This is a genomic window from Fontivita pretiosa (assembly GCF_050410795.1).
Classification (GTDB): Bacteria; Planctomycetota; Phycisphaerae; order Tepidisphaerales; family Tepidisphaeraceae; genus Fontivita; species Fontivita pretiosa.
On record NZ_CP191258.1, the window covers coordinates 3,714,251 to 3,739,727 of the forward strand.

Consider the following 25,477-nt stretch of genomic DNA (forward strand, 5'->3'; position numbering starts at 1 on the left):
GATAGAGGGGAACGACACGATGCGATCTCGGGCAGCGCCGTGCAGTGCCGTATCCGTCTTAAGTGTTGTTATGATCGAGGATTGAGGCGGCACTCTGCATCAGATCAATTCGGGGCCGGCGAGAAAAAATTAAATTTCTCCAAACCTTGGCTGGGGCGGCCGGGTATACCTAATATAAACCTAACAAACGGCCTCAGCGTCGCCGTCGCCGGCGCGGCACGAGTGGCCAGGCAAACCTACCCGTCGGCAGCCAGAAAGAGGTCTGAAGTGTTACGCGCACGAAAGCCCGAGTCCGTCACCAAGCGACTGAAGCTGTTCATGTTCGGGCCGGCCGGGGTCGGCAAGACCACGGCGGCGATTCAGTTCCCCAATTCCTACATCATCGATTGCGAACGCGGCGCCGAGAATTACGACAAGCTCATCGCCGCTTCCGGATCCGTCGTTTTTCAGACCACCGACATCCATGACGTGATCCAGGAGGTCAAAAGCCTGCTGACCGTCGAACATGACTTCCGCACTCTGGTCATCGATCCGATCACCCCGATCTACAACGACCTGCTCGAAAAATGCGAGTGCAAGGTCGGCACCGACTTTGGCCGCCATTACGGCGAAGCCAACAAGACCATGAAGCGCCTGGCCAACCTCATCATGGCGCTGGACATGAATGTTGTGGTCACCGCGCATGCCAAGAAGGAATACGGCTCGAACCTGGCGGTGCTGGGGCAGACGTTCGACGGCTGGCGGCAGCTCGACTACTGGTTCGACCTGGTCATCGAGCTGGGCAAGAAGGGCAGGAAGCGTCTGGCGAAGGTGGTCAAGACGCGCGTCGATTCCTTCCCGGACGAGGATGTATTCGAGTGGAGCTACGACGCGATCCGCAAGCGGTATGACATCGCGATGCTGGAGAAGCAGGCGCAGGCCGTGCAGCTCGCCTCCGGCCAGCAGGTGCGCGAGATGAAGGAATTGCTCAACATCGTGCGTCTTCCGGAGGGCACGGTGGACAAGTGGTTCGCCAAGGCCGGCGTGGAGGTTTGGGAGGACATGCCCGCCGATGCGATCGGGAAATGCATCCAGTACGTGAAGAACCGCCTGCCAACGGGCAGCAGCGCCGTCGCCGCGGCGTAAGAATGCGAGGATGAAGACAGAAGGCTGAAGGATGAAGACCGTTCGAACTCACCTGTCTGCCTTCATTGTTCATCCTTGGATTCCGGCGAGGCAGCCGGGGGTCCAGTGTTCTGGCTTGACCCGGCCGACTGGGGTGCACACCGGCTGGCAGCGCTGTCTGAAGCCCAGAACAGTTTCGCCGGGGGCGGGCGTGCGCCGGGTCAGAAGCGACGCCGCCCGCCCTCTTTGCTTATCGGAAAGGATTGCAGGCAGAAGGACATGGCAGGCACGGAGATCGCTTCTGTTCGATTCCTTCCTTCATCCTTCTGCATTCATCCTTCATCCATTTGATTTCCTGTCTTCTGACTGACCGCAATTTCTGGAGGCTATCATGCCAAGTTTCAATCGAGTGACGCTCATCGGCAATCTCACCCGTGATCCGCAGGTGAGGCATTTGCCCTCGAACACGACCGTGGCCGACTTCGGACTGGCGATGAATCGTCGCTATCGCACGCACAGCGGCGAGGAAAAGGAGGAGGTCTGCTTCGTCGACTGCACCGCCTTCGGTCGCCAGGCCGAGGTCATCGCCCAGTTCTGCAAAAAGGGCAGGCAACTGTTCGTCGAAGGTCGTCTGAAGTACGAGCAGTGGGATGACAAGACGCAGGGGATGCGACGCAGCAAGCTGTCGGTGGTGGTGGAGAACTTCCAGTTTCTGGGCGCGCGGGACGAGGTCGTCGCTGGCGGCGTGGGTGGGCAGAAGACCTTCGCCGATCCGGATCAGCGGCCGTCTGCCGGCCAGCAGCAACCTGCTAGGTCCGCCGCGCCTGGCGGCGACGTAATCAGCCAAAACGAAGGCTTCACCGACGCCGACATCCCCTTCTGATGGAGGAGGCATTCGGCCGACCTTGAGCGACCCCGAACGCTCCGCTTGAGCGCACTCTTTCGCGTTCTGGGGGCAGGGTCGCTTCGATCTGCTTCGATCTGTTCTCTCCTGCCCGAAAAATCAGGCCTCGGGAGCACTTGCTCCCGGGGCCTTTCGTATTCATCATGCCCGCAGAACTGTTCTTTTCGGGCTGTGCGGGGTTCAATCCGCGCACGTCAGGCTGGGTTTCGGGGCTGATGTTATGAGACGATATCTTCCGGGCCGGGCGGAACTGGCGATGTTTGCCGTGCTGTCGGTGATTTGTGCGGGCATCGTCGCGGGAATCGGCGCGCACGATGCGGGGCTGTCACTGCTGTCATTTCCGCTGTTCATCTTCGGCGGGGTGCTGGGGCTGTGGAAGTCGGGTCGGCTCCGCGGCGTCGATGACTGAGCGTGTTCATTGCCGACGGCATGGCCGCGGTGTCATCCGTTATGCGATCCGTTCAACCGCGTGAAGGGTCGCATTACAATCCTGTATCCGTGCACGAGCCACTCGGATTGATCGCCGGCGAAGGGATATTCCCGTTGCTCGTGGCCCGCGGGGCGCGTGCCGCGGGCCGGCGGGTGGTCTGCGCCGCTCTGGCGGGCTGTGCGCTGCCGGAACTGCGCAACGAGTGTGCCCGATTTCAACCGGTCGGCGTGGTGCGACTGTCGCAGTGGATCCGTCTGTTCAAGCGCGAGGGGTGCCGCGAGGCCATCATGGTCGGACGCGTCGCCAAGGCAAGAATGTACTCGCGCTGGCGGTATTTGCAGTATATTCCCGACGGGCGGACGATGCGGCTGTGGTTCACCACGCTGCGGCATGACAAGAGCGCTGCCGCCATCCTCCGCGCCATCGCCGACGAGCTTGCCCGTGAGGGAATCATGCTCATCGACTCGACCAAGTACTGTGCCGAGCACCTGGCCACGCCGGGCGTGATGACTCGACGCCAGCCCACCGAACGACAATGGCAGGATATACGCTTTGGCTGGGAGATCTGCCGGCAGATCAGTCGCATGGACATTGGCCAGGCCATTGCCGTGCTGGATAGGGACGTGATCGCCGTCGAGGCGCTGGAGGGAACCAATGCCATGATCGAGCGCGCCGGCCAGCTCTGCAAATCCGGCGAATGGACCCTGATCAAGGTGGCCAACACACACGAAGACATGCGAATGGACGTGCCGAGCATCGGCACGACGACCATCGAGAAGTTGCGCGCCGCCCGGGCCGGGTGCGTCGTCCTGGAAGCGGGCAAGACGATTATCCTGGAAAAACAGAAGGTGCTGGAGCTGGCCGATCGCTACAAGATTGCGGTGGTTGGGTACGAGGGCTGAGCGCTGCGCGGCGACGCCGGGGTGCTGGCGGGTGTCGCGTTGCCGGAAAGGGGGTGGAACCGTGGCACGCTCGGCGCATACGATCCGCCCGCAGTCAATGGGAACAACGATGCGGATCACGGTCAGGCTCTTCGCCATCCTCAGGGATCGCGCCGGTGTGGGACAGACGACGCTGGACTTGCCGGCGGGGGCGACGGTGTCGGCGGCGGTCGAGGCGCTGGCGGGGCAGTTCCCGCAAATCCGCCAGCCATTGCAGCGGGCGGCCTTCGCCGTCAATCACCGCTACGTGCAGGCCGGGTGCATCTTAAGCGACGGCGATGAGCTGGCGCTGATCCCGCCGGTCAGCGGAGGCTCGTGCCTGTTTGATCGTTCGGACCGATGAGCTCAGTAACGATGGGGCGAGGGACGCCGATGCCAGCAGAGCGGGATTGGATCGCCGTACTGTCGCAGCCGCTGGACTTCGCCGCGGCAGTTGCGCATGTCCGCGACGCCCTGGCGGGGGGCATTGACGTGTTTTTGGGCACGACGCGACAGGAGCATGATGAAGGCGGCCGGCAACTGGTCGCGCTCGACTACGAAGCCTATCACGAGATGGCCCTTAAGCAGATGCAGGACCTCTCGCGACGGGCGCGCGCCCGCTGGCCGATCGTCAGGCTGGCGCTGCTGCATCGCGTGGGGCGCGTGGCGCTGGGCGAGCCGAGCGTCATCATCGCCGTCGCCACGCCACACCGCGCCGACGCCTTCGAGGCATGCCGCTTCCTCATCGACGAACTGAAGAAAGACGTGGCGATCTGGAAGAAGGAGGTCTGGGCGGACGGATCGATGACGTGGGTGCATCCGGGTGGGGCGGCGGAAGGGCAGCAGCGCTGAAGGGCAGATGGGGCAGGAGGAGGTGCAAGTTGCGACGTAGCATACTCCCCGTTTTTCCCTCTTCATTCCTTCACCCCTTCACCCTGTCACCCCTTCACCTTGTCATCCCCGATCCCCCCGCATACGCTGCCCCGCATGTTTCAGGCGATCCAGATCGCTTACTGGCTGGCGTTATCGACGTGGTTTGGCGGCGTGTTGTTTATCGCGGTCGCGGCGCCGGTCATTTTCCGCACCGTGCGCGAGGCCGACCCGACCTTGCCCAAGGTCCTGAGCGTCAACCTCGAAGGCCAGCACAGTACGCTGCTGGCCGGCACGATCGTGGGCAACCTGCTGGCGGTGCTGTCGCGGATACAGTTGCTGTGCGCTGGCGTGCTGTTCGTGGCGATCCTGGGGCAATGGTTCTACATCGATCGCCACGGCGCGGCGCTGCTGTTTCCCCTGATTCGCACCGCGATTTATCTGGCCGCCGTCGCGCTGGTCATTTACGATTGGCGGGTGGTCTGGCCGCGGATACAAAAGTATCGCCAGCAATACATCGATCATGCTGATGAACCCGAGATCGCCAACCCGGCCAAGGAACAGTTCGACCGCTATCACATGGAGAGCATCACGGTGCTGCGCAACGTGTTGTTTCTGCTGCTGGGGATGATCCTGTTCAGCGCGAACATCCGTCCGGCGCCGCCTCCAATTCCCCTGTAACTGCCTATGCGAGCCAAGACGATCAAACCGGTCCGCTCAGACAGCAAGACGATTGAGCAGCGCCGCCAGCGGGTCGCCAGCATTCTGCCGATTCTGAAGCGCACCTATCCGCAGGCCAAATGCAGCCTGAACTACTCCAACCCGCTGGAGCTGCTGGTGGCGACGATTCTGTCGGCGCAGTGCACCGACGAGCGCGTCAACCAGGTGACCCGTGATCTGTTCCGCAAGTATCGCACCGCCGCCGACTACGCCCGCGTGCCGCAGCAGCAGCTCGAGAAGGACATCCAGAGCACGGGGTTTTACCGGAACAAGGCCAAGGCCATCCGCGCCATGGCCCAGGCGCTGGTGGAGAAGCACGGCGGGCAGGTGCCGGACACGATGGAGCAGCTCATCGAACTGCCGGGCGTGGGACGCAAGACCGCCAATGTCGTGCTGGGCAACGCCTTCGGCAAGAACGTCGGCATCGTGGTTGATACGCACGTGACGCGGCTGGCCAATCGTCTGGGATTGACCCGGCACAAGACCGACGCGGCCAAGATCGAACAGGACCTGATGCAGGTGGTGCCGCAGGATCAGTGGACGCTGTGGTCTCACCTGCTGATCCACCATGGGCGGGCGATCTGCCGGGCGCGAAAGCCCCTGTGCACGCAGTGCCCGATCCTGGAGCATTGCCCTTCGGGCAAAAAGTTTGTTCAGGATGGAACGGCAGCGTAGGCATCAGCGCGCATCCGCCGCGAAATCTACGGGGAAGCAAGTGTCGTGGTGGGTGCGGTTGCTGTCGTCGTGGCAGTGGTCGTTGGTCGTACCTGAGCCAGTCGCGAGCGATACCCCCGGGCATCTTCGTGCTTGCCCAAAGCGTCGGCGATCTTGATCAGCCGGTTCAGCGCCAGCGCCTCCTGCATCGGGTTTGGCGACTGCGGGTTGCTGCTGATTCGCCGGGCCAGCAGGCACTGGACTTCGGCCTCCTGGTAACGCTTCTGATCGAGCAGGAATCCGCCGTACGACAGCGCGTAGGATGCGACCAGCGGATGCTCGGCGCCGAACTGCTGAATGGCGGCGTCGAGCGATTCGCGAAACAGCGGCTCAGCCTCCTCGGCCCGACCCAGCCGGCCCAGCACCTTGGCCAGTGACAACTGCGCCAGCAGCCGCTGCGAAACGTCGGCGTTGGGATTGTTCTGCGTCGCCTGGAGCACCTGGCGAAGCACCGGCTCGGCCTCGGCGTAGCGTGTCTCAGTGCTGGCCAGCACGTTACCCAGATGCGTCATTGCCCGCAGCGTGTCGGGATGCTCGATGCCGAGCTTGCGTTTGCGGATCTCGCACACCTCGTTGAGCAGCGCAATCGCTTCGTCGCTGTGGAGCATCATGTGCTTCATCTGGGCGAGATTGACCATCGCATCGAGCGTGCGCGAGTGCTCGGGACCGACGGCACGCTTCTGGCCCTCGACAACCGCCTGCATCAGCTCGGCGCCCTGTTTCACATTGCCGGTGCGGTAGATGAGCGAGGCCAGGTTTTGCCTGGCCACCAGCGTCAGCGCGTGATCCTCGCCGTTGACGCGTGCCCGGGCGTCGGCGACGGCGCGGAACTGTTCCAGCGCCTGGGCGTACTGGCCGCGCTCGAACAGCAGCCCGCCGTAGGTGTTCATCACCCCCAGCGTCTGCTCGTGATCCGGACCGTGCAGCCGTCGCCGCGCATCCACCAGTCGCTTCACGATCGGCTCGGCCTCGTCGAGCCTGTTCATGATGAGCAGATTCTGTGCCCAGTCGTCCATGTACCCCAGGGTGCTGTCATCGTCGGGTCCGTTGATCTGTTCCAGGGCGCGGACGGCGTTCTCCAGGACCTGCACCGCGCGCTCATGCTCGCCCAAGTCCGCCAGCGACTTGGCCCATTCGCCGCGGAACTGGTGCGTTTCGACGCTATCCTCGCCCCGAATCGTTACCAGCATTTCCGCGGCCTTGCGGAGGTTCGGCTCGGCCAGCTTCGGCTCTCCGAGCACGCGGTAGGCGTTGCCGACGGTGTGCCGCAGGTAGGCTTCCACTTCGGGATGCCATTTTTTGTCCGGATCATCAAGCTGCTTGGCGGCGATATCCAGCGCCTGCATGACGGTCACGTCGCGTCCCTGCTGAGTGTCGGGCGAGACGCGCATGAGCATGCTCATAAGGAACTGCCCGACGGCGTCGGCGATGGCACGCTGGTCGGCCTCGCGGGCATGGGCGGCGCGGGCCTGGTTGCGTTGCCGCTCGGCCTCCTGCTGGGCGGCCTGGGCCAGTTGCCGCAGCGATCGCTCGTGATAGAAGCTGACCAGCAGAAAGACCACGACCAGCAGCATTCCGCCCGCCGCCGCGAATGCCGCCCGGGCAAGCTTTCGGCGGCGCTGGATGGATCGCTGCTCGTCGGCCTGACGCTGGATCTGCTCGCGGCGTTGCGGCAGCGCCCGCAGTCGCGCCGCCAGGGTCGCGGCGCTGTCCAGGCGGCGATCCGGGTCGCCCTGCACGCAGGAGGCGATGTCCTCCTGAAGCAGGGGGTCATGCACATCGCGTTGCCAGCCTTCGGCCAGCGGTCGCGTCAGATCGCCGACCACCACCTGATACAGCAGCACGCCCAGGGCATAGATGTCTCCCTTGACAGTGAAGGGCTGGTTGCGCAGCAGCTCCGGTGGCATGTAGAGCTGGGTTCCGCTGCGGCTGGAGGCATCGTGCAGGGTGGTCTGCGTGAAGCCGGTCATTGTGATATCGCGCTGCCCCAGTCGCGATTTGTCGGTCAGCATCCCGATGCCGAAATCCGCCAGTTGCGGGCGCGGCTGCTGTTCGGCGGTGCTGATGAGGATGTTTCCCGGCTTGATGTCCTTGTGCAGCACGCCCACCGAGTGTGCCGCCGACACCGCCTCGGCCACGCGCGCGATCAGCTCGATGCGCGTCTCCAGCGGGATCTTCGCGATGCCGCCGGCCGCCTGCGCCCAGTCCGAAAGGTTTCCGCCTTCGGTGTACTCGCTTTCCAGGTAGTAGGGCGGCTCATCGAGCTTGACCTCGTGAATGCGCGCGATGTCGCGCCGCTCGCCCAGGGTCTCCCGCAGCAGGCGAAACAGCGTCATCTCCCGCTTGAGGTTGCGAAGGCGATCGGCATCGAAGCAGAACTTGAACACGCGGCGCATGCCCAGCTTCGTGTGCCGCGCCAGCCACACTTCGCCAAACGCCCCTTCGCCCAGCCTTCGCTGAAGCGCCCAGTGCTCGGCCCGCCCGGGGATCGCAAGCCCCACCGCCGGTCGCCAGCCCAGCGTTGATTCATCGTCGGCGGCCACGGCTCTGCGGGCGTCGTCGTTTCCCGGCGGAGCCACCAGCGGCGCGATTCCCGGCAAACCCACTTCGAACACATCGACAACCTCGTCGATTCCGCGAAAGCGGTACGGGCCGTGAGCCACCCACTTCAAGGTTGCCTCGCCGTTGTGCTTCACGGGCGAGGCCGAGATGAACTGTCGGGCTTCGTTGAAGGCAAATCGGGTCAGCAGGATCTGCCCGCCACTCGCAAGGTGCGCGATCCGCGCCACCAGATCGGCGGCCAGACCCACCAGTTTCGGCTTGCCCGTCGTTTCCTTTTCAAGCTGTGCGACCTCGCCGACGTGGATGCCCACCCGCACGCGCAGCGGCTGAGGGTTCCACTCGGCCTGATGCAGCGCGTGCTGGAACTGGATGGCCAGCCGCACTGCGTCGCTGGTGGTGGCGAAACTGGCGAAGTACCCGTCGCCGGTGTCCTTGAGGATCTCAGCCCCGGGAATCTGCCCGATCAAACGACGGAAGATCGCATCGTGCAGGGCCAGCAGCCGCGCGTAGACCTCCAGGCCGATCCGTCCCTTCAGATCCGTCGATCCGACGATGTCGGTCACGAGCAGGACGGAGAGCCTGGAGACGGTGGCGGTGTGCATCGAAACCCAAGGATGAGGTCAAAAGGCTGACGGATGAAGAACAAAACCAGGGTTGTGTCTTCGTCTGTCCGCCCGGGTTGTTCATCCTTTCCGCTAAATGCCATTCAGGTAGTCGATCAACTGCCTGAGCCTGCCGTGGTCGCGACGGTTGAATGCGAAGACCAGCCGGGGCAGATCCATCAGGGCCGGCTCGTCCTTTTCCACCGGCAGGGCGCTGCTGACACGGAACTCGCCGTGGGTGTTGATGTCGGCGAATTCGCTGCTGATCTGTTCGAGCTGTCGCTCGCTGGGCGCGCGGCGCAGGCGGATGATCAGCAGGTCCCGCGTGTAACGCAGCGAATGATAGTTGTTATAGAAACGGACGCACTCGTTGACCGCTTCTTCCACGCTGTCGGTGATCTTGTACAGATGCAGATCCTGCGGACTGATGAATCCCTGTTTCAGCAGGTGGTTCTTCACGTAATGCTGCCAGGCGGCCCAGAAATTGCCTCCGGGAGAATCAATCAGCACGATCGGTGTGGGCACGCTCTTGCCCGTCTGCACGAGCGTGAGCACCTCGAAGCCTTCGTCCAGCGTGCCGAACCCGCCGGGGAAAATCGCCACCGCGTGGCTGGAACGCACGAACATCAGCTTGCGGGTAAAAAAGTACTTGAAGTTGATCAGCTTCGGATCATTGGCAATGTGGATGTTGGTCTTCTGCTCGAAGGGCAGGCGAATGGCCAACCCGAAGGAAGGCTCGGCGCCTGCCCCGCCGTGCCCCGCTGCCATGATCCCGCCTCCGGCACCGGTGATGACCATCCAGCCTCTGGCGGCCATCGCCCGGGCGAAGGCGCTGGCCTGTTTGTAGTCGCTGTGATGCTCCGGCGTGCGGGCGCTGCCGAAAATGCTGACCTTATGAACGTTGTGATAGGGCGCGAAGACCTTCAGCGCGTAGCGCAGCTCCTTGAACGACTTGTTGATCAGCTTCAGATCCCCGCGGTTGGTCCGATCGCGCAGCAGCTTCAGCGCGTTGGCGATCATCTCCGCTACCATGTCCCCGTCGGGAACCTGTTCCAGTGCGGCGATCAGCTCGTCGGCGAGCCGCTGGACCTGAGTCAGATCGGCGCGGCTCACGACGATCCGTGGCTCGGATGACTCCTGCGACTGCTCAATGTTACTTTCGGGCGTGTCGGTCTGTTTCGTAAGATTCATAAGCGGCACCTGCACTGTATCCCTGCCGCTAAAGACGATCAAACGATCCGCAGGCGACCGCCGGGACACGGACATGGCGACCAGTCAAGCGGCCAATCAGACATCCTGCGCGCCGACCCGCCCGGGCGGTGCGGCCGCGGGGCGATCCCCGGAGATTTTGTTTGTCTGCTGCCCGCCGAAGCGTTAGTTTGTTGGGATTCTGTGGTTGCATTTGCGGTTTTCGCCTGCGCACAATGGCAGGCGTGGTCCCACGCTGCCCTCAGGCGCATCGCAGACGCCAGGCAGTACGCCACGTTCGGAGTCATCGTCCATGCGCCCAGGCACGATGCGCCCGGAAAACGGATTGCGCAACAGCGGCAGGGGCCGCAGTCTCCCCGGCGCATGTGCCGGTTTTACGCTGGTGGAGCTGCTGGTGGTCATCGGGATCATCGGCGTGCTGGTGGCGGTGCTGCTGCCTGCGTTGTCGGCGGCGCGGCGGCAGGCGGCAATGGTGGTCTGCGCCTCCAACCTGCGCCAGCTTACCGCCGCCGCCCTCATGCATGCCCAGGAGCATCGCGGCTACATGCAGGTGGCAGGCGAGCTGCAGGGCCGCCGCAGAACCCAGTACGGTTACAACTCCTACGCCGCCGCGCTGGGCGATCCGTATCGCCAGCGGTACAGCTACGCAGGCAATCCGGCACGCTCGGGGCATTACGTGGCCGTTCCGCTTCCCGGTGCCCTGGCCCCCTACATGGGTTACAAGGACCCGCCCACTCAGGACTGGTACAAATACGATCAGTGGCTGAACGACAAAGGTTTCTGGCGACGGTTCATGTGCCCGGGCACCGACTCGTTCGACAAGGCCAAGCGCAACCCCGCAAGCCCCTACGACTCAACCTGGGTCGGCCAGGGACTGATGATCGTGTTTCTGGATGAAGCCGGCAATGCCGACGGCGCCTGGTCGACCAATTCCGATTACGCGTTCAACGAAGGTCTGCTGGGCTTTCACGAGGATCCGAAATACGCCACACGTCGCCTGCGCGGGAATCTGGCCAAGATTCATCATGCCGAGCAGCTTGTGTTGCTCACCGACGGCGTGCCGAGGAAGGAGCGCGCTCTGGCCTGGTTTCCCGACCCGTGGATCTGCTGGACTCCGGCGCTGGACTCCAGCGGCCCGGTTTCGCTCGGCGACGTACTGGCCCGCAACGGCAGGGCCGTCGATGCCACTTCTTTCGACTTCCGGCGGCACCGCGGGCGGATCAACGTGTCCTTCGCCGATGGACACGTCGCTGCGCTCAACCTCACAGAGGCTGATTTGAGCAAGGCGATGCTGCTGACCCGCTAAGACCTGCCTGCCCCCGGCGCTTCAAGGGTTGCTACAGCGTTTCGGCAAACTGGGCCAGAAACTGCGGCACGGGGTAATGCTTCATCAGAAACTCGCGGAGCTGCGCCCGCTCGGCGAGCATGAAGTAGACCGGCTCGTCGAACGTGCGCGTCGCGAAATTGACCGAACGCACCAGCCGCTGCGGTGTGGTGGCGACGTTCAGCTCGCCTCCGTCACGGTTGGCCGGCAGAAGCTGAAACTGCCACGCCTGCCGGCGATTCAGCAGTCGCAGGCACTCGGTTTCGATGCGAATCTGGTTCAGATCCACCAGCCCCACCGTCCGCACATACTGCTCCACCCACGCATCCTCCACCGCGCGCGGATCGATGCCATACAACCGCTCGGCCAGATCCCCGAACGGCCGGCCCGTCTGCTTCTGCACCTTCAGGATGTTTTCCACCTGAACGTCGCTGAGTACGCCCTGTTCAACCAGAAGCTGGCCGATTCGGATTCCCTGCACGCGCATCACTCCTGCCGGGTCTGCTCAAGGACCCTGACACTGAGTGTATCGGCGGGAAATCCGCGCGACTTAGGCGCCGTGGCGGATGATTATGAGACACCTTCGCAGGCGAAGGCGCCTTCAGCATTGCTCGGGCTAGACGAGCCTGGCTTCCAGCTCGATCGGCACCGCTGACAGAGCGCCGGAAACCGGGCAGCCGGTCTTGGTGGCGTTGGCGATCTCCTGGAACTTTTTGGGATCGGCGCCGGGGACGCTGGCTTCGCAGCTCAGCTTGATTTTGGTGATCTTGAAGCCCTCACCAACCTTGTCGATCGTCACCGCTGCCGTGGTGGTGACCCGCTGCGGGTTCATTCCGTTCTTGCCCAGCCCAGCCGCCAGCGCCATCGAATAGCAGGCGGCGTGAGCGGCGCCGATGAGCTCTTCAGGGTTGGTGCCCGGAGCGTTCTCGAATCGCGTGCCGAACGAGTATGTGCCCTGGAGCGCTCCGGAGCTTCCCTTGAAGGTTCCGTTGCCATCCTTCAGACTCCCGTTCCATGTGGCCGATGCGGTGCGCGTTGGCATGTTGGTCGTCTCCTTCCGTTTGCAAGCGGTTCTTCGGCGTGTGATGGACCGATCACACCACCCGAAGGTTACCCGCAGTGCCCCGGTTTGGACAACTGGTTTGGTAAACACTTACGCCGCGGCGGCAGGGCGGGAAAGAACGATGATGTCGCGGTCGCGGGTCAGCTCGGCGCCGAACCACTCGCCAGCAAGGCGGCGGCGTGGCGGCACGGGCATGACCAGCATCGTCGTGTCCGTGGCGTACACCAGCAGCGGCAGCCGGCGCATCGCCCGGCTTAGCCGGCGCTGTGCCAGCCGACGCCGCAGCACCCCGCGCATTCGACCCAGACGCGACTCGGAGTCGATGGACTGCTCGATCAGGTGTGGATGCGTGGAAAGATGCATCACGAACTGCCGCCCACGAAGCCATCGAAACAGCCGGGGGATCAGTTCGTACTCGAATCCCTCAACGTCGATCTTGAGGAAAAGCGGATCGTCAACGTTCTGCTCGGCGCAGAAGGTTTCCAGCCGCCGGCAGGCGACCGTCCAGCCCTCGCCGCCGCCGCACAGCAGGCTGCTGGTCGAGTCGCCCGGCCTGATGCGCACGCCCAGTCGTGCCTGACCGTCATGCAGACCGATGGCACACGGATAGATGTGCAGGTTGTGAAGCTGCGGGTTGAGGGCCAGATTCTGCGACAAAGCGGCGAACGCCACTGGATCCGGCTCAAAGGCGTAGACCCTCCTGGCCTTGTGGGCCGCATACAGCGCGATCGGCCCGACCCAGGCGCCGATGTCCAGAAACGTAGTGTCGGGCGTGACGAAGCGATCGATCACCGCATAAGTCTGCGGCTGCCACTTTCCCTGGGCCGCCTGATTCCAGACCCATGAGCCCGTGGCGGCGGCGACTTGGAATGCGACATCACGAATCTGAATCCGTCTTGGACCCATTACGCGTGGCCAACCTCCTGCGGCGGCGACAGGATCTGCCGACTGCCGTGTTATCGGCCTCTGGACTGTCGCATCTGTACTATTTGGACTCGCGCGGGTGATGTGTCCTCGGTACTGGCGGCAGATGTGCTGCTGTGGCTATTCCCCGCTTTCCAGAATCGCCATGAACGCCTCCTGTGGGATATCCACGCTGCCCACGCGTTTCATGCGCTTCTTGCCTTCCTTTTGCTTCTCCAGCAGCTTGCGTTTTCGGGTCACGTCTCCGCCGTAGCACTTGGCGGTGACGTTCTTGCCTACGGCTTTGATCGTTTCGCGGGCGATGATCTTGCCGCCGATGGCCGCCTGAAGCGGGATCTCGAACAGGTGGCGGTCGATCTCCTCCTTCAGCCGCAGCAGCAGCTTACGCCCGCGCTGCTCGGCATGATCACGATGCACGATGACACTGAGCGCATCGACCCGCTCGCCGTTGACCAGAATGTCCAGTTTCACCAGGTCTGCGGCGCGGAATCCGATGAACTCATAGTCCATCGTGCCATACCCGCGGGTGGCGCTTTTCAGCCGGTCGTAAAAGTCGTAGATCACCTCCGCCAGCGGCATCTCATAGACCAGAATCACCCGCGTAGCGCCGATGTACTCGGTCTTCTTGTAGATGCCGCGACGATCCTCGCACAGCTTCATCAGCGCGCCCAGGCTCTCGGCCGGCAGGATCAGGTTCATCCGGATGTACGGTTCGCGGATCTCGGCGATTTTGCTGGGATCAGGCAGTTCGCTGGGCGAGTCGATCCGCATGGTGCTGCCATCGCGCAGGGCCAGCTCGTACGTCACCGTCGGCGCCGTCTGCACCACCTCGATGTTGAATTCGCGCTCCAGCCGCTCCTGGATGATCTCCATATGCAGCAGGCCCAGAAATCCGCAGCGGAAGCCGAACCCCAGGGCGTCGCTGTTCTCCGGGGCGAAGGTGAAGCTGCTGTCGTTGAGCTGTAGCCGCTCCATGGCGTCGCGCAGCTCCTCGTACTGCGTCTTGCCCCCGGGGTAGAAGTCGCAGAAGACCATCTGCTGGATGGGGCGATAGCCGGGCAGCGGGCTGGCGGCGGGCTGGTCGGCATCCGTCACCGTGTCGCCCACCCGCACGTCATGCAGGTCCTTGATCGCCGCGACGAGAAATCCGACTTCGCCGGTGCCGATCTTTTCCACCTGCCTTGGGCGAGGCATGAGCTTGCCCAGATCGGTGATCTGGTATTCCTTGCCGCTGCCCATGAAGCGGATTTTCTGCCCCTTGCGCAGCTCACCGTCGAATACCCGCACGTACGCCACAACGCCTCGGTAGTCGTCGTAGACGCTGTCGAAGATCAAGGCGCGGGTCGGCTGATCGGCAAAACCGCGCGGTGGTGGAAGCTTCTGGCAGAGCTGGCTGATCAGTTCGTCGATCCCCTGGCCGGTTTTGGCGCTGACCAGAATCGCCTCTTCGGCGCGGAAGCCCAGCACCTGTTCGATTTCCTCGGCGACCTCGACGGGGCGGGCGCTGGGCAGGTCGATCTTGTTGATGACCGGGATGATCTCCAGCCCGGCCTCGATGGCCGCGTAGGCGTTTGCAACTGTCTGCGCCTGCACGCCTTGCGTCGCATCCACCACCAGGATCGCCCCCTCGCACGCCTGAAGCGCCTTCTGCACCTCGTAGTGGAAATCGACGTGTCCGGGGGTGTCGATGAAGTTCAGCATGTACTGCTCGCCATTGTGGTTATGAAAAACCGTCACGGCGCTGGCCTTGATGGTGATACCCCGCTCGCGCTCCAGCTCCATGTCATCCAGGATCTGCTCCTTGAACTCGCGCTCGGTGATGGCCCCGGCGCGCATGAGCAGCCGGTCGGACAAGGTGCTCTTGCCGTGGTCAATGTGAGCAATGATGGAGAAGTTACGAATCTGCATTTGGATCGCGTGATTCTATGGCGGCGGCGAGGATTTCCAACAGGCGCCGCCGCGCGCGATGGAGGTGCCCGGATTTGCGGAACGCGCCGGGGCGCCAAGCTGTGTCACGGGCGGGGCTCGCCGCAGGTGGAGGCGGCCACCATCGGGGCTGGATGCCCTGTGCGATTCGCGATCGCTGCGGCTTGCCGGGCGCGTCGTTTGGCGCTACCTTGAGCGGTCCAATGCTGCTGCGCGCGCTGGGGACTTTGCGGCCAACGGCTCCGCCGTGGCTTTGGCGCTACGGTCTGGCCGTCGCTGCCGTCGCGGCGGCGCTGTTGCTGCGGCTGGCGCTGGGCCGGCTGCTTGGTGAGGAGACGCCGTTCCTGCTCCAGTTTGCCGCGGTGCTGGTGGCGGCCGGTTTCGGCGGGCTGGGGCCGGGCATCCTGGCCACACTCCTGGGAGCACTGGCCAGCAGCCTGCTGTTTCTGTCGGCGCGGTTTCAGTTCTCCTTCACTGATGCCCCCGATACGCTTCGCCTGCTGCTGTTCCTGGGCGAAGGCCTGTTCATCAGCGTCCTGGGGGCCAGGCTCCAGATCGCCCGACAACGGGCTGAGCAGTCCGAAGCCCAGACCCGGCAATTGGAACAGAGAATCCTGGATATTTCCGAGGAAGAACGCCGCCGAATCGGACAGGATCTGCACGATGGCCTGGGCCAGCAGCTTACCGGCGTGGCGTTCTTGACCAAAGCGCTTCAGCAGCGGCTTGCCGCCAGGGAGCTGCCCGAGGCCGCCGACGCCACCAGCATCGCCCAGCTCGTCAGCGAGTCGATCGGGCAGACCCGCGCCCTGGCTCGAGGGTTGACTCCCGTCGGGCTGGAACATGGCGACCTTGCCGCTGCTTTGACGCAGCTTGCCAGTGCAACTTCTTCGGTCTTCGGGGTTGACTGTGACTGTCGGTGCGACGAGCAGGTACAGCTCAGCAATCTGGCCGTCGCCACGCACCTGTATCGCATCGCCCAGGAGGCCGTGAACAACGCGATTCGTCACGGCAAGGCGGGGCGGATCGTGATCGGCCTGGAGGTTGCATCCTCAGCCGGTCCGCACGGGCGGCTGCGGCTGTGGATCGAGGACGACGGAATCGGGATTGATTCGCCGCCGGGACAGTTGCGCCGCACCGACGACGCCCGCGACGGATTGGGTCTGCAAATCATGAGCTTTCGCGCCAAAATGATCGGTGCCGAACTTGAGATTCGACGTCGGGCCGGCGGGGGTACTATCGTGACCTGCTCGGCGCCGTATCCACCGGCAACCCCAGCCGGGCAGTCTTGCCAATCAGAGTAGAACCATCATGAACCCATCAACATCCGCAGCAGGCAGCGTGGAAGCGTCAGCGGGCGTGGCCCCGAGGCGGCGAAGTGTGTTGCTGGTGGACGATCACCCGATCGTCCGCCAGGGCTTGGCGCAGCTCATCAATCAGGAGCCGGACCTTCTGGTCAGCGCCGAAGTTGCCACCGCGCGACAGGCGCTGGACCTGCTGGACCGCCCCGGCGCCGCGCCGGACATCGCGATTGTGGATATTTCCCTGGAGGATCGCAGCGGCATCGAGTTGATCAAGGAGATCCGCGCTCGTTGGCCACTGTTGCCCATCCTGGTGCTGTCCATGCACGACGAGGCGCTGTACGCCGAACGCGCCCTGCGCGCCGGCGCCCGAGGCTACATCATGAAACAGGAAGCCACCGACCGCGTGATGACGGCGATCCGCAAGGTGCTGGGCGGCGAAATCTACGTTGGCGAAAGGATCGCCGCTCGGCTGCTGGGGCAGTTGGTCAACGCCGGCAGCGGGGAGAATGTCTCTTCGCTGCGTCGGCTCAGCGACCGCGAACTGGAGATTTTCACGATGATCGGTCGCGGGATGGGAACCCGTGAAATCGCCAGCAAACTGTTCCTCAGCGTCAAGACGGTCGAGGCCCATCGCGAGCACATCAAGGAAAAGCTCCAGCTCCGCAGCGGCACCGAGCTGATGCGGGCGGCGGTGCAGTATGTGCTGGAGTTGCCCCGCAGCCAGTAGGCCCGCTGGGCGTTGCACGCGCCGGGTTAACTAGTCGGCCTCGACGGCGGGCTGGTGGCTGCGCCGCTCCAGGTGCACCGCCAGAATGGTGACATCCGCCGGCGTGATGCCGCTGATCCGCAACGCCTGCCCGAGCGATCGCGGGGTGAACTTCGCCAGCTTCAGGCGCGCCTCGTTGCGCAGGCCGACGATCTTCGAATAATCCAGCCCGGGCGGAATCAGTTTGGTCTCCAGTCGCGCGAAGCGTTCGATCTGTTTGTCCTGGCGGGCGATGTACCCGGCATACTTGATGCGAATCTGAATGAGGCTGGCGATGTCGGGGCGGATCTGCCGCGCCGCCGGCAGAACCTCGCACAGCCTGGCCCAATCGTTGTCCGGGCGGCGAAGCCAGTCGGCGGCGCTGACGCCCTCGATCCGCATCCTGTTGAGCATTTCCATCCCCATCGCGATCTGTTCCTGCCGGGCCGTGAACTGCGCGAATCGAGCATCATCCACCAGGCCGATCTGACGACCGATCGGCGTGAGTCGCTGGTCGGCGTTGTCGCTGCGCAAGTGCAGGCGATGTTCGGCTCGGCTGGTGAACATCCGGTACGGCTCGGTCGGAGGCTTGGTCACCAGATCGTCAATGAGTACACCGATGTAGGCCTGGTCCCTGCGGAGGATGAAATCCGCCAGCCCGCTGGCCGCGTAGCGCGCGGCGTTGATCCCCGCCACGATCCCCTGCGCCGCCGCCTCCTCGTAGCCGCTGGTGCCATTGATCTGCCCGGCCAGAAACAGCCCGCAGACCCGCTTGGTCTCCAGCGTCGAGCGAATCTGCGTCGGCCAGACCATGTCATACTCGACCGCGTAGCCGTAGCGGGTGATCTGTGTATGCTCCAGTCCGGGCACCAGACGCACGATCTGCTCCTGCACGTCGGTGGGCAGGCTGGTGCTGATGCCATTGCAGTAGATCTCGTCGGTATCCAGACCTTCGGGTTCAAGAAAGAGCTGATGGCTGGTCTTGTCGGGGAAGCGAACGACCTTGTCCTCGATGCTGGGGCAGTAGCGTGGGCCGACGGACTGAATCTGGCCGCTGTACATCGGCGCGCGATGGAGATTGGCGCGGATGATCTGATGAATCGCCTCATTGGTTGAACCCAGCCAGCAGTGGACCTGCGGCAGCGGCGGGTTCCAACCGCCCGAATACTCGTTGAGGTATGAGAACGGCGCGGGGGAAGGATCGCCCGGCTGCTGCTCGAAACGCGAAAAGTCGATGGTCTGTCGCCGCAGGCGTGGCGGCGTGCCGGTCTTGAGCCGGCCCAGCTCCAAACCGAGTCGCGCCAGGCATGCCGACAGACTCCTGGCGGCGGCCTCGCCGATCCGCCCGCCTTCGGTCTTGCGCTCTCCGGTGTGCATCAAGCCGCGCAGAAAGGTTCCGGTGGTGACGACGACGGCGCGGCATTTCAGTTCCGTCCCGTCCGCAAGCACGACTCCGGTGAGGCGCTGAGGATGGCCGGCACTTGTCGTGTCGTCGGTGAGGATTTCGGCGACCTCGCCGCGGACGATCCGCAGGTTCGGGCATGTACCCAGCAGCCGCTGCACCTCCAGCGCATACTTGTATTTGTCCGCCTGCGCGCGCGGGCCCCACACCGCCGGGCCTTTGGAGCGGTTGAGCATCCGGAACTGGATGCCGGTGTTGTCGATGGCGATGCCCATCAGCCCGCCGAGGGCATCGACCTCGCGGACCATCTGCCCCTTGGCCAGCCCCCCGATGGCCGGGTTGCAGGACATCTGCCCGATCCTGGACGGATCCAGGGTGATCAGCGCGACCGAAGCGCCCAGTCGCGACGCCGCCCAGGCCGCCTCGGCTCCGGCGTGTCCGCCACCTATGACGACGATGTCATACTCCCGACGCATGGCTGCGTCGGAATCTTAGGAGAAGCCCGGACAATGTCGAATGCCTGAAGCAGCGGCAGGCTGGTGCGCCGGGACCGGTCACTTACTGCCGGGCGGCGCCGGGTGCGGCTCGGCCAGCTCGCGAAGAACCCGCGCCAATTCGCTCTGGCTGGAAAGCATCATGTCCACCGCCTCCACACACAGGCGCAGGCTCGCCAAATCAATTGATGGGTCTGCGCCTCGGTTCAGGCGGTCGATGAGCAGGGAGAGCTTTCGCCGATACGACTCGGCGAAGCGACCGATCAGGTCCACCTCCTGTCGAAGCTGGCGGTGAGTGGCTGGAGACATGGCAAAGCTCCCGTGGCTGACATGGCCGCTTGCCGGCCAATCTCCACCTTCCCGTTGTGGTTTATCGGACATGGCGGGCCGAAAACTGGAGCCGGAATTGGAGAGCACCGCTTTGTTGGTGAAGTTGGTGGTGCGGATCACATGCGATGCCGTGCCCGCAGCCCCGCCAACGCCAATGCCCCCGACGCCGCCGCCCCCAGCAGGCACAATGGCACTTGCCACCAGCCGGCGGAACTGTCCCGCTGGCTCAGCTTGTATGACTGCCACAGCAGCAGCAGGCACAGCACCAGAAACGAAAACGCCAGTCGCGCAAGCCACTTCTGCATCGCCATCAGATCCCAACCCCGGGGCCTCACGCTTCAACGATGGTTGCACATCGCCTGCACCAGTCCGGCGATGTTGAATTGCTCGGCCTGCACCGTTGGCGTCAGGCCAAGCTCGCGGATCGTACTGGTGGTGATCGGGCCGATGCTGGCGATCTTCACACCCGCCAGCAGGCTCAGGTAATCGCGCCCCAGCAGCTCGACGAAGTTTCGCACTGTGCTGCTGGAGCTGAACGTGATCCAGTGCACCTGCCGCTGCGCCAGGGCCTGAAGCAGCACCGGCGGCAGCGAGCGGGCCGGGCGAGTCTGGTAGATCGCCACATCCCGAACTTCGGACGCTCCGGCCTGCTCCAGACGCTCCCGCAGGATCGGGCGGGCAATGTCGGCACGCAGCAGCAAAAAGCGTTTTCCGGCAATCTGCCCCCGCGACGCCAGCGCGTCGGCCAGCGCCTCGGCCACGAATCGCTCCGGGCACAGATCCACGTGAAGACACAGCTCCTCGCGGATGGCCCGGGCGGTGGCATCTCCGATGGCCGCGATTCTCGCGTTGCCAAATACGCGCACATCCCGATCAATCTGGGCAAGCCGGTGCCGCACAAACCTTACGCCGTTGGCACTGGTGAAAATCACCCAGTCGTATTCGCCGCTGCGCGTGATCGCCTCATCGACCTGTGTCCAGTCCGGCGGCTCCAGCAGCTCGATCGTCGGCGCCTCGATGACGTTGGCGCCCAGTTCCTGGAGCTGGGCCGCAAGATCGCTGGCCTGCTGCCGCGTGCGCGTCACCACGATGGTCTGTCCGAACAGCGGACGCCGCTCGAACCAGTTCATGATCGGGCGCAGGCTGACGACTCGCCCGACGATCGTGATCGCCGGCGCCGTGATGCCCGCCTCGCTCACCCGCTGAACGATATCGCCGATCGTGCCGCTGACGGTGCGCTGCTGGGGCAGCGTCGCCCACTGGATCGTCGCCGCCGGCGTGTCGGGGGACATACCGTGCTCAATCAGCTTCTGAGTGATTCGCGGCAGGGCCTTGACTCCCATGTAGAAGGCGATGCAGGGCAGCCGGGCCACGACGGCCCAGTCGATGTCGGAAGAGCCGGTGGCCGGCTGCCGCTGGCGGCTGTCAGGCTCCTGGTACTGCTGTTCCTTTTCGTGTCCGGTGATGACGGTGAAGCTGGAGTTGAAGTCGCGATGGGTGACGGGGATGCCCGCGTAACAGGCTCCGCCGATCGACGCGGTGATCCCGGGCACGACCTCGAAGCGGATGCCCGCCTCGTGCAGCGCCTCGCACTCTTCGCCGCCTCGACCGAACACGAACGGGTCGCCGCCCTTCAGCCGCACCACACGCTTGCCCCGTCTGGCGTGATCGATCAGAAGCTGGTTGATCTGCTCCTGCGTGAGGGTGTGGTCGGCGGCCTTCTTGCCCACGTAGATCGTTTCGGCGCGGGGGCAATAACTCAGCAGCTTGGGATTGGCCAGATAGTCGTAAACGACCACGTCGGCCCGTTCCAATAATTCGCGGCCCCTGACGGTAATCAATCCCGGGTCTCCCGGACCTGCACCGACGAGATACACCACACCACGGGTAGATGTTTCACTCAATCTGGACCTCAAGCGTACGGGTCAAGACAGGTAATCTATTCCACGAACGCGGCCGATGAAAGGAACATGGTCGCGTTACTCCGAAATCCCTGGCAGATTCACGGCTCGCAGGACGGTTGCACCGACGCGCCATCCGCCGAGCGCCGGCTGTTTCCACGAAAGCAGGTTCACACCCGCGTCCAGGGGGTGCGGCTGGATCATACCATTCAGGCACGACGGGAACCGCACCTGAGCCTGGCATTGCGCGATCTGTCGATCGGCGGATTGAGCGCCATCAGCCAGATCCCGCTGATGCGCGGCGAGCGGGTGAGCATCTTCTTCCCGCCGCAAGGCCCGTCGCGCGGCTGGGACGCCTACGGGCGGGTGCTCCGCTGCGAACCCAGCGGCATGGGCTACCGAATCGCCGTCGAGTTTGATCCACTTCCTGCGGCGTAGTGGCTTTTAGCATACCCGCGCACCGACGCCCAGGACTCAGCTCCCGGGCTTTTTTGTTTGCGCGGCCCCGGCGCTACAATACCTGCCGCATGACCGGATGGATCGTGACCGCCAAGTCCCGCGCCCAATCGTCGTTCGACCCCGATCAATATCGCATGACGATCGGCGAGCACCTGGAGGAACTGCGCTGGCGGCTGATCCTGGCGCTGGCGGGGTTCGCGATCGTCTTTGTCTTGTGCCTGCTCTTCGCCCGCGGGTATGTGATGCCGGCGTTCTGCCAGCCGCTGATCTCCGTGCTTCGCTCCTACGACATCAGCCCGCAGGTTTACTTCACTCAGGTGTCCGACCCGTTCATGACCTATATCAAGGTCAGCCTGGTCAGCGCCGCCGCCATTGCTTCTCCGTGGATGCTCTATCAGTTGTGGCTGTTTGTCGCCGCCGGGCTGTATGAGCATGAACGCCGCATCGTCACACGTTACGTGCCACTGAGCCTGACGCTGCTGATCTGCGGGCTGCTGTTCGTCTACTTTCTGGTCCTGCCCTGGACACTGACGTTCTTCATGGCCTTCAGCCTGGAGATTCCCCTGCCCAGCGAGTATGCCCCGGACATGCGCGTCCAGACCACTCAGCCGACGACGATCCCGGCCTACGAGGGTGATCCGGCCAATCCCGTCGATGGGCAGATCTGGCTGAACAAGCTGGATGGCCGGCTGAAACTGTCGCTCGGGGGGCACATCCGCGTGCTGGCGTTCGGCCCGGAGAATCTGGTCGCCCCGATCATCACGCTGGCCGATTACATCGACCTGGTCTTCGGCATGCTGCTGACCTTCGGGCTGAGCTTTCAATTGCCGCTGGTGATCATGGCGCTGGTGGCCGCCGGGATCGTCGAGCGCCACGCGCTGAAGGCCGGACGCAGATATGTCTACTTCGTGATGGTCATCATCGCGGCGGTCATCACGCCCGGCGACGTCATCACCGCGACGGTGGCCCTGATGTTCCCGCTGATCGGACTGTACGAACTGGGTATCTGGCTTTCCAGAACCGAACGGAGCACAATCGACGCCGACGGTTAGCCATGCGTCCTGGCGCAACCTTCGACGCCGCGTGCCGTGGGAGTCGGTGGCATGTCCCGCAAGCGTATCGCCATTATCGGAGCCGGACCGATCGGGTTGGAAGCGGCGCTGTACGCACAGCAGCTTGGCGGCTACGACCTGGCCGTCTATGACGCCGGACAGATCGCGCACAACGTCGCGTCCTGGGGCTTCGTGCGTCTGTTCAGTCCATGGAGGATGAACACCACGCCGCTGGGCCGTCGTGTGCTGCGGCAGGCACAGCGATGCAATGAGCCGCCGCTGGAGCAGTGTCCCACGGGCAGCGAGTTCCGTGAACAGTACCTTCTGCCGCTGGCGTCGCTGCCGCAACTGCGCGATTCCATCCGTCCGCAGACGCGCGTGATCAGCATCGGCCGGGATGACTTTGCCAAGGCTGACGCCATCGGCAGCCCGCAGCGCGCCCACTCGCCGTTCCGCATCCTGCTGAGCGACGCAAATGGCCGCGAACGCATCGAGCACGCGGATGTCGTGCTGGACTGCTCGGGGACGTACGGGAATCATCGCTGGGCCGGGCGGGGCGGAGTTCCGGCGGCCGGAGAACGCCGGCTGCGGCATCGCATCTGCTACACACTGCCGGACATCCTTGACGCCGACCGCGGTCGTTTCGCCGATCGCCACACGCTATTGCTGGGCTGTGGACACTCCGCCGCCACTGCTTTGAGTCAGTTTGATGAGCTTCACAGGCAGTCGCCGCAGACGCAAGTGACCTGGGCGATTCGCCGCCGCGGACAGGCGCTTCAAGCCATCCATGCCGACCCGCTGCCAGCGCGCCGCGAACTGGTGATGCATTCGCTTCGTCTGGCCGACGCGCCGCCGCCGTGGCTGCGATTCCTCGGCGCCTGCGTGCTGGAACAACTGGACAGCGCCGACGACGGCAGGATCGTGGCGAGCCTTCGCTGCGGGCAGGAGCAGCTCTCGGTCCAGGTGGACCAGGTCGTCGCCCTGGTCGGCTATGTGCCCGACAACACCATCTTCGAGCAGCTTCAGGTTCACCAGTGCTACGCCACCGGCGGACCAATCAGGCTCTCGGCGGCGCTGCTCGGACAGGACTCAGGCGACTGCCTTACCGCCGGCTCCAAACTCAACGCTGATACCCTGAAGAATCCTGAGCCCAACTTCTTCATCCTGGGCGCCAAGAGCTACGGCACCAACAGCAACTTCCTGCTTCAGGTCGGACACCGGCAGATCGTTGACGCGTTCCGGCTGCTGAGCGATGATCCGAAATTGAACCTGTACCAGAGCTAGCACATGTCATCGAGCTGTGTGCAGCCTGGCGCCGCTTCAAAGTTTGTGGCACAGAGCAAGCGATGATCCACCCCTGGCACGACGTTACGCCCGGCGAAAAGCTCCCCTACGAGTTTGCCGCCGTCATCGAAATCCCCTTCGGATCCAGCGTCAAATACGAGCTGGACAAAGCCAGCGGGCTGATCAAGCTCGATCGCGTGCTCTATTCGGCGGTTTACTATCCGGCGAACTACGGGTTCATCCCGCAAACACTGGCCGAGGACGACGACCCGCTGGACGTGCTGGTCTTCTGCCAGGAGACGGTGGCCCCGCTGACGCTGATGAAGGCGCGAACCGTCGGGCTGATGACGATGATCGATGCGGGACGGAAGGACCACAAGATCATCGCCGTCGCCGTCGATGACCCGGAGTTCAACAGCTACAGGGAAGCCGCCGAAATGCCCCCGCACCGGCTGACCATGCTCCGCCGATTCTTTCAGGACTACAAACAGCTTGAAGGCAAGGCCGTCGAGGTGGAGGAGATCCAGCCGGCCAAGTCGGCATATCCGGTCATCGAAGACGCGCTGCACCGCTACAGCGACCAAAGACGCAAGGGCTTCAGATAAACGCGATTCGGAAGTGGCAGAGGCCGCTGCGACCGTGCCTACAATGCTGCCGCGATGTTGGGTGTGTTGGCCAACTCGGATGGCCGGGCGGACAAGGTCCAGGCGGCCGTCAACATCTTCCTGTCCCAGGGGGCGGAACTGATCATCCATTGCGGGGACATCGGCGGACGCCACGTTCTGGACGCCCTGGCCCCGGCCAGTTCCCAAGGCTCAGTGCTTTTCGTCTGGGGTGATCGCGATCACGACCGCACCGGCCTGATGCGATATGGCGCCAGCCTCGGCATCACCTGCTTCGGCGCCATGGGCGAGCTGGAGTACGCCCAAAAGAAGCTCATTGTCCTTCATGGCCAGGACAAGGCCATCCTGCGAAAACTGCTCGCCGAGCAGCAGTATGACTATCTTCTTTGCGGGCACTCAGCCCAAACCACCGATCAGACGGTGGGGCACACGCGGATACTCAACCCCGGTTCGATGCGGGGTCCGAGCGGCTCGGTGATGCTGCTGGATCCGCACAGCGGCAAGGTGAAGATCGTCCCGGTCTAGTGCCAATCGAACCGCCAGCGATGACCTTCGCCGCGCCGACCAAAAGAGCAATCCCACCGTTCCCAACTGCTCATATGCATTGACTTTTA

Annotated in this window: 26 protein-coding genes; 16 read left to right on the forward strand and 10 right to left on the reverse strand. The window is 63.8% G+C overall.

The annotated features are described in order from the left end of the window. The first annotated feature begins 267 nt into the window (after positions 1-267). The 8 genes from ACQS5P_RS15000 (at position 268) to nth (ending at position 5,623) form a co-directional block, all read left to right on the forward strand. A complete protein-coding gene (locus ACQS5P_RS15000) occupies positions 268-1,125 on the forward strand; it encodes an AAA family ATPase (protein ID WP_428937429.1) in 858 nt (285 codons plus the stop codon). Positions 1,126-1,495: 370 nt separating this feature from the next. Further along, positions 1,496-1,987: a single-stranded DNA-binding protein gene (locus tag ACQS5P_RS15005; RefSeq protein ID WP_428937430.1), complete on the forward strand. Its 492-nt coding sequence runs from the start codon at positions 1,496-1,498 to the stop codon at positions 1,985-1,987. A 241-nt stretch (positions 1,988-2,228) separates the two neighbouring features. After that, entirely contained in the window at positions 2,229-2,417 is a 189-nt protein-coding gene (locus ACQS5P_RS15010) for a hypothetical protein (protein ID WP_428937431.1), read from the forward strand. 89 nt (positions 2,418-2,506) lie between these two features. Further along, positions 2,507-3,340: an LpxI family protein gene (locus ACQS5P_RS15015; protein WP_428937432.1), complete on the forward strand. Its 834-nt coding sequence runs from the start codon at positions 2,507-2,509 to the stop codon at positions 3,338-3,340. Positions 3,341-3,449: 109 nt separating this feature from the next. After that, on the forward strand, positions 3,450-3,722 hold the full coding sequence (moaD, locus tag ACQS5P_RS15020; RefSeq protein WP_428937433.1) for a molybdopterin converting factor subunit 1: 273 nt from the start codon (positions 3,450-3,452) through the stop codon (positions 3,720-3,722). A 29-nt stretch (positions 3,723-3,751) separates the two neighbouring features. After that, a complete protein-coding gene (locus ACQS5P_RS15025) occupies positions 3,752-4,210 on the forward strand; it encodes a molybdenum cofactor biosynthesis protein MoaE (RefSeq protein ID WP_428937434.1) in 459 nt (152 codons plus the stop codon). 135 nt (positions 4,211-4,345) lie between these two features. Beyond that, complete coding sequence (locus ACQS5P_RS15030) at positions 4,346-4,909, forward strand: DUF4149 domain-containing protein (RefSeq protein ID WP_428937435.1); 564 nt, start codon at positions 4,346-4,348, stop codon at positions 4,907-4,909. A 6-nt stretch (positions 4,910-4,915) separates the two neighbouring features. After that, positions 4,916-5,623, forward strand: coding sequence for an endonuclease III (gene nth / locus ACQS5P_RS15035; RefSeq protein ID WP_428937436.1), 708 nt, complete (start codon positions 4,916-4,918; stop codon positions 5,621-5,623). A gap of 26 nt (positions 5,624-5,649) precedes the next feature. Here nth and ACQS5P_RS15040 read toward each other — a convergent pair whose 3' ends face one another. Both ACQS5P_RS15040 and ACQS5P_RS15045 read right to left on the reverse strand, forming a co-directional pair. After that, positions 5,650-8,826: a tetratricopeptide repeat protein gene (locus ACQS5P_RS15040; RefSeq protein WP_428937437.1), complete on the reverse strand. Its 3,177-nt coding sequence runs from the start codon at positions 8,824-8,826 to the stop codon at positions 5,650-5,652. Between the two features lie 93 nt (positions 8,827-8,919). Beyond that, complete coding sequence (locus ACQS5P_RS15045) at positions 8,920-10,017, reverse strand: TIGR00730 family Rossman fold protein (protein WP_428937438.1); 1,098 nt, start codon at positions 10,015-10,017, stop codon at positions 8,920-8,922. Between the two features lie 310 nt (positions 10,018-10,327). On the opposite strand from ACQS5P_RS15045, the gene ACQS5P_RS15050 reads away from it, so the two are divergent. After that, positions 10,328-11,341 carry a prepilin-type N-terminal cleavage/methylation domain-containing protein gene (locus ACQS5P_RS15050; RefSeq protein ID WP_428937439.1) on the forward strand — a complete coding sequence of 338 codons (1,014 nt, stop codon included), beginning with the start codon at positions 10,328-10,330 and terminating at the stop codon, positions 11,339-11,341. Between the two features lie 31 nt (positions 11,342-11,372). Here ACQS5P_RS15050 and ACQS5P_RS15055 read toward each other — a convergent pair whose 3' ends face one another. The 4 genes from ACQS5P_RS15055 to lepA all read right to left on the reverse strand — a co-directional run bounded on the left by ACQS5P_RS15055 (position 11,373) and on the right by lepA (position 15,254). Continuing rightward, the gene (locus ACQS5P_RS15055; RefSeq protein WP_428937440.1) at positions 11,373-11,840 is read right to left on the reverse strand and encodes a hypothetical protein; all 468 of its coding nucleotides are present in this window, start codon (positions 11,838-11,840) and stop codon (positions 11,373-11,375) included. Positions 11,841-11,975: 135 nt separating this feature from the next. Further along, complete coding sequence (locus tag ACQS5P_RS15060) at positions 11,976-12,401, reverse strand: OsmC family protein (protein ID WP_428937441.1); 426 nt, start codon at positions 12,399-12,401, stop codon at positions 11,976-11,978. Positions 12,402-12,512: 111 nt separating this feature from the next. Continuing rightward, complete coding sequence (locus tag ACQS5P_RS15065; RefSeq protein ID WP_428937442.1) at positions 12,513-13,328, reverse strand: FkbM family methyltransferase; 816 nt, start codon at positions 13,326-13,328, stop codon at positions 12,513-12,515. A 138-nt stretch (positions 13,329-13,466) separates the two neighbouring features. After that, positions 13,467-15,254: a translation elongation factor 4 gene (lepA, locus tag ACQS5P_RS15070; protein ID WP_428937443.1), complete on the reverse strand. Its 1,788-nt coding sequence runs from the start codon at positions 15,252-15,254 to the stop codon at positions 13,467-13,469. Positions 15,255-15,475: 221 nt separating this feature from the next. Between lepA and ACQS5P_RS15075 the strand changes: the two genes are divergently transcribed. Beyond that, positions 15,476-16,573, forward strand: coding sequence for a DUF4118 domain-containing protein (locus tag ACQS5P_RS15075; protein ID WP_428937444.1), 1,098 nt, complete (start codon positions 15,476-15,478; stop codon positions 16,571-16,573). A 7-nt stretch (positions 16,574-16,580) separates the two neighbouring features. Beyond that, complete coding sequence (locus tag ACQS5P_RS15080) at positions 16,581-17,300, forward strand: response regulator transcription factor (RefSeq protein ID WP_428937445.1); 720 nt, start codon at positions 16,581-16,583, stop codon at positions 17,298-17,300. Between the two features lie 30 nt (positions 17,301-17,330). On the opposite strand, the gene mnmG is transcribed toward ACQS5P_RS15080, so the two are convergent. The 4 genes from mnmG to cobA form a co-directional block, all read right to left on the reverse strand. Next, entirely contained in the window at positions 17,331-19,196 is a 1,866-nt protein-coding gene (gene mnmG, locus ACQS5P_RS15085) for a tRNA uridine-5-carboxymethylaminomethyl(34) synthesis enzyme MnmG (RefSeq protein WP_428937446.1), read from the reverse strand. A 78-nt stretch (positions 19,197-19,274) separates the two neighbouring features. Then, on the reverse strand, positions 19,275-19,523 hold the full coding sequence (locus tag ACQS5P_RS15090) for a hypothetical protein (protein WP_428937447.1): 249 nt from the start codon (positions 19,521-19,523) through the stop codon (positions 19,275-19,277). A gap of 137 nt (positions 19,524-19,660) precedes the next feature. Beyond that, positions 19,661-19,849: a hypothetical protein gene (locus ACQS5P_RS15095; RefSeq protein WP_428937448.1), complete on the reverse strand. Its 189-nt coding sequence runs from the start codon at positions 19,847-19,849 to the stop codon at positions 19,661-19,663. Positions 19,850-19,882: 33 nt separating this feature from the next. Continuing rightward, on the reverse strand, positions 19,883-21,448 hold the full coding sequence (cobA, locus tag ACQS5P_RS15100; protein ID WP_428937449.1) for a uroporphyrinogen-III C-methyltransferase: 1,566 nt from the start codon (positions 21,446-21,448) through the stop codon (positions 19,883-19,885). Positions 21,449-21,514: 66 nt separating this feature from the next. Between cobA and ACQS5P_RS15105 the strand changes: the two genes are divergently transcribed. The 5 genes from ACQS5P_RS15105 to ACQS5P_RS15125 all read left to right on the forward strand — a co-directional run bounded on the left by ACQS5P_RS15105 (position 21,515) and on the right by ACQS5P_RS15125 (position 25,388). Continuing rightward, positions 21,515-21,883, forward strand: coding sequence for a PilZ domain-containing protein (locus tag ACQS5P_RS15105; RefSeq protein ID WP_428937450.1), 369 nt, complete (start codon positions 21,515-21,517; stop codon positions 21,881-21,883). 89 nt (positions 21,884-21,972) lie between these two features. Then, the gene (gene tatC / locus ACQS5P_RS15110) at positions 21,973-22,956 is read left to right on the forward strand and encodes a twin-arginine translocase subunit TatC (protein WP_428937451.1); all 984 of its coding nucleotides are present in this window, start codon (positions 21,973-21,975) and stop codon (positions 22,954-22,956) included. Positions 22,957-23,007: 51 nt separating this feature from the next. Continuing rightward, positions 23,008-24,240 (forward strand): FAD-dependent oxidoreductase, encoded by a 1,233-nt coding sequence (locus tag ACQS5P_RS15115; RefSeq protein WP_428937452.1) that lies wholly within the window; start codon positions 23,008-23,010, stop codon positions 24,238-24,240. A 62-nt stretch (positions 24,241-24,302) separates the two neighbouring features. After that, entirely contained in the window at positions 24,303-24,845 is a 543-nt protein-coding gene (locus ACQS5P_RS15120; RefSeq protein ID WP_428937453.1) for an inorganic diphosphatase, read from the forward strand. A 54-nt stretch (positions 24,846-24,899) separates the two neighbouring features. Then, positions 24,900-25,388: a metallophosphoesterase family protein gene (locus tag ACQS5P_RS15125; protein ID WP_428937454.1), complete on the forward strand. Its 489-nt coding sequence runs from the start codon at positions 24,900-24,902 to the stop codon at positions 25,386-25,388. Positions 25,389-25,477 lie beyond the last annotated feature (89 nt).